Origin of the sequence: Thioclava pacifica DSM 10166, from assembly GCF_000714535.1 — a bacterium.
Lineage (GTDB): Bacteria > Pseudomonadota > Alphaproteobacteria > Rhodobacterales > Rhodobacteraceae > Thioclava > Thioclava pacifica.
The window spans coordinates 443597-456491 of record NZ_AUND01000012.1 but is presented as its reverse complement, the minus strand read 5'-3'; the positions used below and the strand labels follow the sequence as shown (position 1 = coordinate 456491).

Genomic DNA, 12895 nt, shown 5'->3' with positions numbered 1-12895 from the left:
CGGAGGGCCCTGTATCCGACCTCAGCTAGATCAGCCGAGGGTGAATTCCAGCGGCTTGACCTGCTTGAAGTTCCCGCTGTCCTTGAGCGCCTTGACCACGGCGGGCGAGACTTCCTCGTCCACATAGGCGATTGCGATCGCCTCGCCGCCCTGCTTCGAGCGGCCGAGGGTGAAGTTCGCGAGGTTCACGCCATGCTCGCCCAGCACGGTGCCGAGCTTGCCGATGATACCGGGCACGTCCTCGTTGGTGGTGTAGAGCATGTGCTCGCCCACTTCGGCGTCGATATTGATGCCCTTGATCTGGATGAAGCGCGGCTTGCCATCCGAGAACACGGTGCCCGCGATCGAGCGCTCCTTGCTCTCCGAGACGACGGTGACCTTGATGTAGCCCTCGAAGGCGCCGGTGCGATCCTGCGAGGTGGTCGAGATCTGGATACCACGCTCTTTCGCGATAACCGGGGCGGAGACCATGTTCACGTCGGGCTGCGACGCTTTCAGGATGCCCGAAACCACAGCGGCGTCGAGCGCCTTGAGGTTCATTTCCGAGGCCACACCGTCGAAGGTGATGTTGATCGCCTTGATCGCATCCTCGGTCATCTGGCCGATGAAGCCGCCGAGGTGCTGGGCGAGTTTCACCCAGGGGCCCATGACCTTCGCTTCTTCAGCGGTCATCGAGGGCATGTTGAGCGCGTTCTCGACGGCACCATCGAGCAGGTAGTTCGCCATCTGCTCGGCCACTTGCAGCGCCACGTTTTCCTGCGCCTCAGTCGTCGAGGCGCCGAGGTGCGGGGTGCAGACCACGTTCGGCAGGCCGAAGAGCGGGTTTTCGGTGGCGGGCTCTTCCGAGAACACGTCGAAGGCGGCGCCCGCGACATGGCCCGACTTGATCAGATCGGCCAGCGCCTGCTCGTCCACCAGACCGCCACGGGCGCAGTTGATGATGCGGACACCCGGCTTGGTCTTCTGCAGGTTCTCGCGCGACAGGATGTTGCGGGTCGAATCGGTCAGCGGCACGTGCAGGGTGATGAAATCGGCGCGCTTGAGCAGTTCGTCGAGTTCGACCTTTTCCACGCCCATGTTCGCGGCCTTCTCTTCGCCAAGGAAGGGATCATAGGCGATAACCTTCATCTTGAGGCCACGCGCGCGGTCGCAGACGATGCCGCCGATATTGCCCGCGCCGATCACGCCGAGGGTCTTAGCGGTCAGCTCGACCCCCATGAATTTCGACTTTTCCCACTTGCCGGCCTGGGTCGAGGCATCGGCTTCGGGGATCTGGCGGGCGACCGCGAACATCATCGCGATGGCGTGCTCGGCGGTGGTGATCATGTTGCCAAACGGCGTGTTCATCACGATCACGCCTTTTTTCGAGGCGGCTTCCTTGTCGACGTTGTCGGTGCCGATACCGGCGCGGCCGACGACTTTCAGGTTGGTCGCGTTTTCGAGCAGCTTCGCGGTGACCTTGGTGGCCGAACGGATCGCGAGACCGTCATATTTGCCGATCACCTCGGCGAGCTTTTCCTTGTCCTTGCCGAGCTTGGGTTCGAAATCGACCTCGATGCCACGGTCACGGAAGATCTGGACTGCGGTTTCGGAGAGGCTGTCGGAGACGAGAACTTTGGGCGCCATTTCGGAGCTCCTTGAATTTTCAGAAAATCGGGGAAGGACGGGCCCGGAGGCCCGCCGATCTGTCAGGAGTTACGCCTGAGCGGCGATCTCGGCTTCAAAAGCGTATTCGATCCAGGGCAGGAGCGCCTCGACATCCGCCTTTTCGACGGTCGAGCCGCACCAGATGCGCAGACCCGCCGGGGCGTCGCGATAGGCGCCGAGGTCAAGGCCCACGCCTTCAGCCTCAAGCCGCTTGGCGACAGCCTTGGCAAACGCCGCGCCGTCCTTGATGCGGTCATCGGTGAACTTCACGCAGACGGACGTGGTCGAGGCGGTCGCCGGATCATTGGCGAGATTCGCGATCCAGTCGCGCGCGTCGCAGAAATCCCAGACCGCTTTTGCGTTGGCATTCGCGCGCTCGACGAGACCTTTCAGGCCACCGATCGACTTCGCCCAGTTCAGCGAGACGAGGTAATCTTCGACGCAGAGCATCGAGGGGGTGTTGATCGTCTCACCCTTGAAGATGCCTTCGATCAGCTTGCCGCCCTTGGTCATGCGGAAGATCTTCGGAAGCGGCCAGGCGGGGGCGTAGTTTTCCAGACGCTCGGCAGCGCGGGGGCTCAGGACCAGCACGCCGTGGCCGCCTTCGCCGCCCAGCACTTTCTGCCAGGAGAAGGTGGTGACGTCGAGCTTGTCCCAGGGCAGCTCCATCGCGAAAGCGGCCGAGGTGGCGTCACAGATGGTCAGGCCTTCGCGGTCGGCCGGGATCGCGTCACCGTTCGGGACGCGCACGCCCGAGGTGGTACCGTTCCAGGTGAAGACGACGTCGGTGTTGAAATCGACGGTCGAGAAATCGACGATGTCGCCATACTCGGCGGTCTTCGTCTCGGCTTCGATCTTGAGCTGCTTGACCACATCGGTCACCCAGCCCGCGCCAAAGCTTTCCCAGGCGCACATGGTGGCCTTGCGCTCGCCCAGGAGCGACCACATCGCCATTTCGACGGCGCCGGTGTCGGAGGCGGGCACGATGCCGATGCGGTAATCGGCGGGCACGCCCAGAATTTCGCGGGTGGTCTCGATCGCCTCTTTCAGCTTCGCCTTGCCGATGGCGGCACGGTGCGAACGGCCCAGAGGCGCGTCGGAGAGCATGTCGAGGGAAAAACCGGGGATCTTCGTGCAGGGGCCCGAAGAGAAGCGCGGGTTTGCCGGCCGCGCGGCCGGAGCGTCGATAGCCATTGCTGGTATCCTTCCAGATATATGCCCTTCGTTGGGGAAGGGTGTCCCACCGCCGCCATTACGCCCGCCCTTGCTCTGGCGCAAGGGAAATTTTTGGTCTAATGCGCCGCTTGAAGTCACGGAACCGACATTTCCACCGACATTCCCCAAGGAGCGCGCATGTTTACCGCCACGCTGATCGCCGACCCGAAAGAGGCCAATCTGGATCAGGCCACGCTCGATGCGCTTTGTGGTGCCTGGGGCGGGGGCGATGCGCGCTGGCTCAACCCCAATGTGGCGGCGGAATTCTGCGTCGAACAGGTGCCGTCGAATCGCTGGGAGGCCTGGGAAGGGCTGCAGGGGCTCGGCGTCGATCTGGTGGTGCAGCCGTCCGAGGGGCGAAAAAAGCAGATGCTGCTCGCGGATATGGATTCGACGATGATCCAGCAGGAATGCATCGACGAGCTGGCCGATGTGGCGGGCGTGGGCGAGCGCGTGAAGGAGATCACCGCGCGCGCGATGAATGGCGAGCTGGACTTTGAGGGCGCGCTGACCGAGCGGGTCGGTCTGCTCAAGGGGCTGCCCGAAGGGGTCATCGCGCGGGTGATCGAGGAGCGCATCACCTTCATGCCCGGTGGGCATGACCTGATCGCGACGATGAAGGCGAACGGGGCCTATTGCGCGCTGGTCTCGGGCGGGTTCACGGCGTTCACCGGCTATGTCGCCGAGACGCTGGGCTTTGATGAGAACCGCGCGAACCTGCTGCTCGTCGAGGAAGGCAAGCTGACCGGTGTACCCTCGCAGCCGATCCTCGGGCGGGAAGCCAAGGTTCAGGCTTTGCTGGAAATTTCGGAAAGACTGAAGCTCGATCATGCGCAGGTAATGGCCGTGGGTGACGGGGCGAACGATCTGGGGATGCTGAAGCTCGCCGGAGCGGGCGTGGCGCTGCACGCGAAACCGTCCGTGGCCGCCGAATGCGATATCCGGATCAATTTCGGCGATCTGAGCGCGCTTCTGTATATTCAGGGCTACGCGGTGGAAGACTTCGCCTGACCGCCCTGCCAGACCCCGGTCAGGCACCAGTTTTCGTCGAAATGCACCAGATCCCCGGCAAGGCCCGGCGCGATCCGGCCCGCTGGCGCGCCGATCGCTTCGGCCGGGATTCGGGTGGCCATGGCGAGCGCCTGTTCGGGGGGCACGCCAACCGTCTCGATCATGAAGCGCACCGCCTGCGGTAGCGACAGATCGGCCCCGGCGAGCGTGCCATCCTCGAGCCGCAGCGCGCCGTCGCGGCGCAGGATGCGGCGACCGGCGAGGGTGAATTCGGCGAGGTCCGAGCCCGCGCAGGCCATCGAATCGGAGACGAGGAAGATCTCGCCCTGACGTTTCGCGGCCAGTGCCAGCCGGATCGTCTCGGGGTGGACATGGATGCCGTCCGCGATCAGTCCCACCGCGACGGGCTGCGCCAGCGCCGCGCCGACGAGGCCCGGCTCGCGGCTCCCAAGCTGGCTCATCGCGTTGAAAAGATGCGTGACCATGCGCGCGCCTGCGACAATCGCCTCCTGCGCCTCCGCAAAGCTGCATTCGGAATGGCCGAGACTAACCACGATCCCGGCCTCGGACAGCCGCGCGATCTGCGCGGGCGTGGCATTGGCGGGCGAGAGCGTCACCAGCAGCGCGGGCAGCCCGGTTTTGGCCTCCAAGAGCGTCTCGATATCGTCGTCGTCCATCGGACGGATGCAGCCCGGCGGATGGCAGCCGGGGCGCTTGGGGTCGAGATGCGGGCCCTCGAGATGCAACCCACCGAAGCCCGGCACCCGTGAGACCGCGGCGATGCCTGCGGCGAGCACGGTCTGGGTCGCCGCACGTGTGTCGGTGATCAGCGTCGGCAGGATCGTCGTGGCCCCGAGCCGAGCGTGCGCCGCGCAGATCGTCGCGAGCGTGTCGAGCGTCGCGTGCCCGTCGAGCATCACGCCACCGCCGCCATTCACCTGCAGATCGACAAGGCCCGGCGCGAGCGTGCCGCCGGGGAGTTCGATCACCTTGCCCTCGGGCAGTTCCGCGATCGGGCAGAGCGCCGAAATTCGACCCTGTTCCAGCATAATCGCATGGTTTTCATGAAAGGCAGCGCCGTCGAAAACGCGTGCAGCCGTCAGGATCAGCTTGTTCAAAACGCATCCTCCATTGCCAACGCGAGGGCGCCGTCGAGCGCGTTGCCCTTCGCCTCGGCGCGGGGCCAGTCGTCCAGCGCAAGCGACGGGCCCAACCCGCCGATCCATGTCACCGGAAGCGGCGTCTCGGGTTGCAGCAGGGTGATCGCCGCGCGCAGTTCCGTTTCGGCGGCGGCGCGGATCTCGGCAGCGGCGGCGTCGTCCGATTCGAGCACGCGCGGGGCGAAGCGCGCCCAATCGGCAGAGCTGGCGCGCAGGCTGAAACCGATCAGCCCGGAGCGCCCGTCGATCTCTTCGAGGAAGGCGCGCAGGAAGGGGGTGATCTCGCAAAAGCCGTCGATGGCGCGGCCCGCGCGCATGCCCAATGCGCGGCCGATCCAGGCGCCCGAGGCCTCGTCGCCCAGCCGCAGCCCCCAGCCGCCGATGGAGTGGATTTTCCCGCCGATCTGGCGTGCGAAGACCGACCCCGTTCCTATGGCCGCGACGATCCCGTCCGCGTGGCCCAGAGCGCCGCGCACCGAGGTCGTCACATCCTGCGTGACATGGGCGCGAAAGGGCAGGCGCGCGATCAGCGCCTCGCCATTCGGAGTCAGGTTGGCACCTGCGAGCCCGAGCACGGCGCGGATATCGGACGGCGGAATTTCCCCGGTCGCCTCCCGGCAGGCCGCAAGGATATTGCCGAGCGCCCCCTCGAGATCATTCGCGATATTGGCAGGGCCTGCCTCGCCGCGCCCGATCACGCGGCCAGACGCATCCGCGAGAACCGCCCGGCACCCGCTGCCTCCGCCATCGACGCCCAGAAAATGCATCCCTGCCTCCGTTTTGCGCGTAACAGTGCCAAATCGCGCGGACGAGAGAAAGCGCGTAACGTATGTCGCACCCAAAACGACTTGGGGAAAGATCGGAACGTCTCTATCACTGGGACGAGAGCAGCCGGAGGACCATGCGCAAGCCCCTGATATTCCTGATCCTGATCGCATTGGCGGTGATCGCGGCGGTGCTCGTGGCCGATCCCGATCCCGATCTGCTGCGCAAGCTTCATGCAGGGTTGACCGATTGGCGCGACGCGCATCCGCTTGCGCTGCCGATCGGGTTCTTCGTGACTTACGTCGTCGTGACGGCGCTGTCGCTGCCCTTTGCGGTCTGGCTGACGCTGCTGGGCGCGGCGCTGCTGGGCTTCTGGCAGGGGCTGGTGCTGATCTCGTTTGCCTCTTCGATCGGGGCGCTGCTGGCGTTTCTTGTGGCGCGCTACCTGATGCGGGATTGGGTGCGCGGACGGCTCGGGCCGAGGCTCGCGAAGATCGAGAAAGGGGCGGCGCGCGATGGTGCGTTCTACCTGTTCTCGCTGCGGCTGATCCCGGTGGTGCCCTTCTTCGTGATCAACCTCGCCTTCGGTCTGACGCGGATGAAGGCTTGGAGGTTCTATGTGATCTCGCAGCTCGGGATGCTGCCGGGGACGGCGGTCTATGTCGCGGCGGGCGCGCAGCTTGGGGAGTTGGACAGCCTGTCGGGCATCGTCTCGCCGGGGCTGCTGGGCGCGTTCGCGGCGCTGGCGGTGTTTCCCTGGGTGGCGCGGGCGGTGCTGCGACTCTGGGCGCGCAGGCGGGCCTATCGCGGCTATCAGCGTCCGGCGAAGTTCGACCGCAACCTGATCGTGATCGGGGCCGGGGCGGCGGGGCTGGTGGCCTCATACGTCGCGGCGCAGGCCAAGGCGAAGGTGACGCTGGTGCAGGAAGGCCCAATGGGGGGCGATTGCCTGAATTTCGGCTGTGTGCCGTCGAAGGCGCTGATCGCCTCGGCCAAGGCGGCGGGGGCGGCGCGCGGCTCCGAGGCGCTGGGAGTGCGCGCGGAGGTTTCGGTCGATTGGTCCGTGGTGACGCGGCGCATTTCCGAGGTGATTGCGCAGATCGCGCCGAATGACTCCGTCGAGCGGTATGAAGGGTTGGGCGTCGAGGTGATCGAAGGTCATGCGCGGCTGGAAGACCCCTGGACGGTGCGCATCGGAGAGCAACGGCTGACCGCGCGTGGGATCGTTCTGGCGACCGGGGCCGCGCCGGTGATCCCGCCGATCGAAGGGATCGAACAGGTCGAGCCGCTGACTTCGGACACGCTTTGGGACGCGCTGGCAGCGATGGCCGCGCCGCCCGAGAAAATGGTGATCCTTGGCGGTGGTCCAATCGGCTGCGAGATCGCGCAGGCCTTGGCGCGGCTTGGGGCGGGCGTGACGCTGATCGAGGCGGCGGAGCGGCTGTTGATCCGCGAGGATGCGGAGGCGGCGGAAGCCATCGCGGCGGCGTTGCGCGCGGATGGGGTCGAGCTGAAGCTCGGCGCGAAGGCGATCCGTTTCGGGCGCGACACGGGCAAATGGCTGGAGCTGGAGGACGGCTCGAAGATCGAATTCGACACGCTGCTGGTCGCTGTCGGGCGCAAGGCGCGGCTCGAAGGGTTTGGGCTGGAGGAGCTAGGCATCCCGGCAAACCGCGTGATCGAAACGAATGAGTATCTCGAGACGCTGACGCCGAATGTCTACGCCGCGGGCGATGTGGCGGGGCCGATGCAGCTGACCAATGCCGCCGGGCATCAGGGCTGGATCGCGGCGGCGAATGCGCTGGCCGCGCCCTTCTGGCGTTTCAAGGCCCATGCCGCGCCGATCCCGCATGCGGTCTTCACCGCGCCGGAACTCGCGCGGGTGGGGATGACGGCGTCCGAGGCCGAGGCGGAGGGCATCGCGCATGAGGTCACGACCTATCCGCTGGGCGATCTGGATCGGGCACTTGCCGAAGGCGCGGGCGAGGGCTTCGTGCGGATCGTGACCGCGAAGGGCTCCGACAAGATCCTTGGTGTGACGATCTGCGGGGCCCATGCCGCCGAGGTGCTGGCCGAGTTCGTGCTGGCGATGCGCCACGGGCTGGGCTTGGGCAAGATCCTCGCGACCCCGCATGTCTATCCGAGCTGGTCCGAGGCCGCGAAGAACGCCGCCGGGCGCTGGCGGCAGGCCCATGTGAACCCGCGCACGCTGCGGCTCGCGGAGCGATTCATGGCGTGGAGGCGCGGATGATCGACGCCGCTCTCCTTCCCCTGCAGCGCGCGATGTTGCAGCCGCCCGCGCAGGCGCTGGCCGCACGCGGTGTGCGTGCCGATCAGGTGACGGTGGCAGGCTTCGCGCTGGGCCTTCTGGCGATCCCCGCGATTGCTTTCCACGCCTATTGGCTGGCACTTGTGTTGATCCTGATGAACCGGATCGCGGATGGACTCGACGGGGCCATCGCGCGGATCAAGGGGCCGACCGATCGCGGGGCGTTCCTCGATATCGCGCTCGATTTCCTGTTCTACGCGCTGATCCCGGTGGGTTTCGCGCTGGCCGATCCCGCGCGCAACGCGCTGCCCGCCGCGATCCTGATCGCCGCTTTCGTCGGCACCGGGTCGAGCTTTCTGGCCTTCGCCTCGATTGCCGCGAAACGGAAGATGAGCACCGACGCTTACCCGACCAAGGGCATCTACTACCTTGGCGGGCTGACCGAAGGGGCCGAGACGATCCTCTTCTTCGCGGCGATCTGCCTCTTCCCGCAGGCCTTCCCGATCCTTGCCGGAATCTTCGCTGCTGCCTGTTTCGTGACCACTCTGACCCGCTGGCTGATGGGCTGGCGGGCGTTTTCCTGAACGGAGAGACTATGAAGTTCCTGTTGTCCGCCCTGACCCTTGCGCTGCCGCTTGCCACGCCCGCTTTCGCCGACTGGGCGCAAACCGAGGCTGAGGCCAAGGGCCAGACGGTCTATTTCAACGCCTGGGGCGGCGATCCGCGCACCAATGCCTTCATCGAATGGGTGTCGGAGCAGATGCAGGAAAAATACGGCGTTACGGTCGAGCAGGTGAAGCTGAGCGACACCGCCGAGGCCGTCTCGCGCGTGCAGGCCGAGAAGGCGGCGGGCAAGGATGAGGGCGGGGCGGTGGACCTCATCTGGATCAACGGGCCGAACTTTCTCGCGATGAAAGAGGCGGGGCTTTTGCATGGGCCTTTCGTGGCCGATCTGCCGAATGCGAAATATCTCGATCTGTCGACGGGCTCGGCGGCGAGCACCGATTTCACCGTTCCGACCGATGGCTATGAGAGCCCGTGGCGGCTTGCGAAATTCGTCTTCGATTACGACACGGATCGGGTGAGCGAGCCGCCGAAGGATATGGCGGGGCTGCTGGACTGGGCCAAGGCGCATCCGGGCCGTTTCACCCATCCCAACCCGTCGAATTTCATCGGCGCGAGCTTCCTCAAACAGGCGCTGGTCGAGATGGCGCTCGATCCGGCGGCACTGTCGCAGCCCGTCACCGATGCGGGTTATGCGAAAGAGACCGCGCCGCTCTGGGCCTGGTATGACGCGCTGCGCCCGTTCATGTGGCGCGAGGGCACGGCTTTCCCGGAAAACGAGAGCGTGCAGGCGCAATTGCTGGCCGATGGAGAGGTCGATTTCGGGATGCATTTCGACCCGGCCGCCCCGGCGGCGATGATCGAGCAGGGCGTGCTGCCGCCCTCGGTCCGGGTCTGGGTGCCGGAGGGGGGCACGATCGGGAATATCTCCTATGTCGCGATCCCCTATAACGCGGCGCATAAGGCGGGGGCGGAGCTGGTGGCGAATTTCCTGCTCGACCCGGCCACGCAGGCGCATATGCAGGACATCCGCGTGCTGGGCAGTTTCTCGGTGCTCGATCCTTCCAAGCTGGATGATGCAGCGAAGGCGGCTTTCGCGGCGCTGCCGACCGCGCCTGCGCTGCCGACGCTCGACGATCTCGGCCCGACCCTGTCCGAGCCGCATCCGAGCTGGATGACCAAGCTCACCGAGGATTGGGCGCAGCGCTACACGAAGTGAGGTCCTGATGCGGCTTGCGGGCGCGATCGTGACGCTGGTGATCGGCGCGCCCGTGATGATTGGCGCGGTGCTGACGATTGCGACCGCGTTCGGCTGGCAGCCGGGGCTGGGGCGGGTCGATCTGGGCTTTGGCGGGTTTGTCGAAGGGGTCGGCGCGCCGGGTATCCTGACCTCGCTGCGGCTGACGCTGGTGACGGGGATCGGCGCGACGGTGCTGTCGCTGGCGGCCTCGATCCCGCTGGCGCGCTGGCTGGTGACGCGGCAATCGGCCTCGCGCTGGATGACGCCGTTGCTGGCGGTGCCCCATGCGGCGCTGGCGATCGGGCTGGCTTTTCTGATCGCGCCCTCGGGTTGGGCATCGCGGCTGGTCTCTCCTTGGGCGACGGGGTGGGCGCTGCCGCCGCAGATCGTGACGGTGGGCGACCCCTGGGGGGTGTCGCTGATCCTCGGGCTGATGCTGAAAGAGGTGCCGTTCCTGACCCTGATGACGCTGGTGGCCGCCGCGCAGCGCCCGGTCTCCGAGCAGATGGCGGCGGGGCGTGCGCTTGGCTATGCGCCGGGGCGTGCCTGGGCGCGGATCGTCTGGCCGCAGCTTTACCCCGCGCTGCGGCTGCCGGTGTTGATCGTGCTCGCCTTTTCGCTGTCGGTCGTGGACATGGCGCTGATCCTCGGGCCGTCGAACCCGCCGACGCTCGCGGTGCGTATCCTGCGGCTCTACGGTGCGCCCGATCCAGCGCAGGCGGTCCCGGCCTCGGCGCTGGCGGTGTTGCTGCTGGCGGTTATGGCGGGGAGCGCTGCGCTTTGGCTGGCGGGTGAGAAAGCGGTGGCGCGGATCGGTAAAGCAGCGATCTGGCAGGGGCATCGCGGGCGTTCGGGCAAGAACTGGCCTGCGGTCGCGCTGATCGGTGGGGGCGGCGCGCTGGCGCTGGGGGCACTCGGCGCGCTGATCCTCTGGAGTCTCGCGAGCTTCTGGCGGTTCCCCGATGCACTGCCTGCAGATTTGACGCTCGAACGCTGGGCCAGTGCCGATTGGGCGGGGCCTGCGCTGACGAGCCTGACGCTCGCGCTGGCTTCGACGGCGCTGGCGATGATCCTTGCCGTGCTTTGGCTGGAAAGCGAGGATCGCGCGGGGAGGCGCCTGCCGCTGGGTGCGCTGATCGTTCTGCCGCTTCTCTTGCCGCAGATCGGGTTCCTGCAGGGGCTGACGACCGGGTTTCTCTGGCTGGGCCTGCCGCCGGGCGCGCTGGCCGTGACTTGGGCGGAACTGCTGTTTGTCTTTCCCTATGTGATGATCGCGCTGGCCGGGCCGTGGCGGGCGCTGGACCGCGCGCAACTGGCGAGCGCGGCGAGCCTCGGGGCGGGGCCTTGGCGCCGGCTCGTCGCGGTGAAGCTGCCGATGCTGCTTGGTCCGATCTGCGCCGCGGCGGCGATCGGGGTGGCGGTGTCGGTGGCGCAATATCTCGCGGTGCTGCTGCCGGGCGCGGGCCGGGTGCAGGCGCTGGCGACGGAAGCCGTGGCGCTGGCCTCTGGCGCGGATCGGCGGCTGGCGGCAATCCTCGCGCTGATGCAGGCGGCGCTTCCCTGGGCGGGGTTTGCCCTGGCGCTCGCGATCCCGGCATGGTGGCATCGTAACCGGCGTGGGCTACGCGGAGGGGCGCTATGACATTGGAGCTGATCGCGCTGAGCCTGACTGCGCCGGGGACGGAGGACCCACTTTTCGCGCCCCTCTCACTGGTCGTGGCGCCCGGTGAGGTCGTCTGCGTGATGGGTCCGTCGGGGATTGGAAAGTCCAGCCTGCTCGCCCATATCGGCGGGCATCTTTCGCGCAGTTTCACCGTGCAGGGAGAGGTCCGGCTCGACGGGCAGGATGTCACCGCGCTGCCCGCCGAGAAACGCGGGATCGGGATGCTGTTCCAGCAGGCGCATCTTTTCCCGCATCTCTCGGTGGGCGACAATCTCGCCTTCGGGCTGTCCCCAAAACTGCGCGGGAAGTCCGCGCGGCGCGCGGCGGTTTGCGAGGCGCTCGATCAGGCCGGGCTTTCGGGGATGGAAGACCGCGATCCGGCGACTCTCTCGGGCGGGCAACGCACCCGCGCGGCGCTGATGCGCACGCTTCTGGCCCAGCCGCGCGCGATCCTGATCGACGAGCCTTTTGCCGCCCTCGATACGGGTCTGCGCGCCGAGATCCGCAGCTTCGTTCTCGACCACATCCGAGCGCGCAATATCCCCGCCCTGATGGTCAGCCATGACGAAAGCGATGCGAAGGCCGCCGCGCGCACGGTAACCTTGCGCCGCTGAATGCGCGCCGCTTTGCCGCCTCGCACGGGCTTGCGGGAACGCAACGCAGGAATTATCCCCTTTCTCCATGTTTGGCCGAGTCTCGTTTTCCGCGTTCCGCCCCCTTACCGCGCTTGCCGCGACCCTCGCGATCGCGGGGCTTCTGAGCGGCTGCGTGCCGGGCGAGTTCGGCACAGCGCAAGTCGCGCAAGCGCGCACCTCGCTTGCCAATGGCGCGCTGACAGTGGCGGCGCCAAAAGGGTGGTGCATCGACCCCAAGAGCCTGCGCAACTCCGGGGCCGGAGGCTTTGCGCTTTTCGGAAATTGCGCCGCGATCTCTAAAAACCCCGATGATGCCCATGCGCGCCTGCCCGCGCTGCTGAGCGTCACCGTCGGCCCGCCCGCGATAGAGGACGAAGCCGGCAAATTGTCGAAGGCGCGGCTTCAGAAGATCGGGGAGTTCTTCGGTTCCGAGATTGGCCGCGCTGCGCTGGCGCGCTCCGGCGAGGCCAGTGACGTGACGATCCGCAAATCCGAAATCACCGACGACATGCTGCTCCTGACGATCAGCGACGGCTCGAAAACGGGCGGCCCGCCGATCGCGACGACCTATCTTCGCGGGATCACCGATCTGGGCGGCCGCATCACCGCGCTCGCGGTCATGCCGTTGAAAGACGGCGCAATGAGCGCCGATGCCCAGCGCGGCCTGATGCGCGATTTCGCGGCGGCGATCCGGGCCGCGAACTGACACCTGAGCGCCCGGACTGC

Annotated in this window: 11 protein-coding genes; 7 read left to right on the top strand and 4 right to left on the bottom strand. The window is 66.8% G+C overall.

The genetic code is table 11. The features are described from left to right. Window positions 1-30: 30 nt before the first annotated feature. Together serA and TP2_RS08025 are read right to left on the bottom strand one after the other, a co-directional pair. On the bottom strand, window positions 31-1626 hold the full coding sequence (gene serA, locus TP2_RS08030; RefSeq protein ID WP_038075701.1) for a phosphoglycerate dehydrogenase: 1596 nt from the start codon (window positions 1624-1626) through the stop codon (window positions 31-33). A gap of 69 nt (window positions 1627-1695) precedes the next feature. Beyond that, the gene (locus tag TP2_RS08025; protein ID WP_038075700.1) at window positions 1696-2841 is read right to left on the bottom strand and encodes a phosphoserine transaminase; all 1146 of its coding nucleotides are present in this window, start codon (window positions 2839-2841) and stop codon (window positions 1696-1698) included. Window positions 2842-3000: 159 nt separating this feature from the next. Here TP2_RS08025 and serB point away from each other — a divergent pair, with 159 nt between their 5' ends. After that, a complete protein-coding gene (gene serB / locus TP2_RS08020) occupies window positions 3001-3873 on the top strand; it encodes a phosphoserine phosphatase SerB (RefSeq protein WP_038075699.1) in 873 nt (290 codons plus the stop codon). On the opposite strand, the gene nagA is transcribed toward serB, so the two are convergent. Both nagA and TP2_RS08010 read right to left on the bottom strand, forming a co-directional pair. Continuing rightward, complete coding sequence (gene nagA, locus TP2_RS08015) at window positions 3849-4991, bottom strand: N-acetylglucosamine-6-phosphate deacetylase (RefSeq protein ID WP_038075698.1); 1143 nt, start codon at window positions 4989-4991, stop codon at window positions 3849-3851. The genes serB and nagA overlap by 25 nt on opposite strands. Further along, a complete protein-coding gene (locus TP2_RS08010; protein ID WP_038075697.1) occupies window positions 4988-5800 on the bottom strand; it encodes a glucosamine kinase nucleotide-binding domain-containing protein in 813 nt (270 codons plus the stop codon). Before TP2_RS08010 ends, nagA begins: the two co-directional genes overlap by 4 nt. Window positions 5801-5934: 134 nt before the next feature. On the opposite strand from TP2_RS08010, the gene TP2_RS08005 reads away from it, so the two are divergent. The 6 genes from TP2_RS08005 (at window position 5935) to TP2_RS07980 (ending at window position 12875) form a co-directional block, all read left to right on the top strand. Next, window positions 5935-8049, top strand: coding sequence for an FAD-dependent oxidoreductase (locus tag TP2_RS08005; protein WP_038075696.1), 2115 nt, complete (start codon window positions 5935-5937; stop codon window positions 8047-8049). Then, window positions 8046-8651 (top strand): CDP-alcohol phosphatidyltransferase family protein, encoded by a 606-nt coding sequence (locus TP2_RS08000; protein ID WP_038075695.1) that lies wholly within the window; start codon window positions 8046-8048, stop codon window positions 8649-8651. Before TP2_RS08005 ends, TP2_RS08000 begins: the two co-directional genes overlap by 4 nt. An 11-nt stretch (window positions 8652-8662) precedes the next feature. After that, the gene (locus tag TP2_RS07995; protein ID WP_038075693.1) at window positions 8663-9850 is read left to right on the top strand and encodes an ABC transporter substrate-binding protein; all 1188 of its coding nucleotides are present in this window, start codon (window positions 8663-8665) and stop codon (window positions 9848-9850) included. A 7-nt stretch (window positions 9851-9857) separates the two neighbouring features. Beyond that, on the top strand, window positions 9858-11513 hold the full coding sequence (locus TP2_RS07990) for an ABC transporter permease (RefSeq protein WP_038075692.1): 1656 nt from the start codon (window positions 9858-9860) through the stop codon (window positions 11511-11513). Further along, window positions 11510-12148: an ATP-binding cassette domain-containing protein gene (locus TP2_RS07985; protein WP_038075689.1), complete on the top strand. Its 639-nt coding sequence runs from the start codon at window positions 11510-11512 to the stop codon at window positions 12146-12148. The genes TP2_RS07990 and TP2_RS07985 overlap by 4 nt, the downstream gene beginning before the upstream one ends. Window positions 12149-12215: 67 nt before the next feature. Further along, the gene (locus TP2_RS07980) at window positions 12216-12875 is read left to right on the top strand and encodes a hypothetical protein (protein WP_038075688.1); all 660 of its coding nucleotides are present in this window, start codon (window positions 12216-12218) and stop codon (window positions 12873-12875) included. The last annotated feature ends 20 nt before the right edge of the window (window positions 12876-12895 follow it).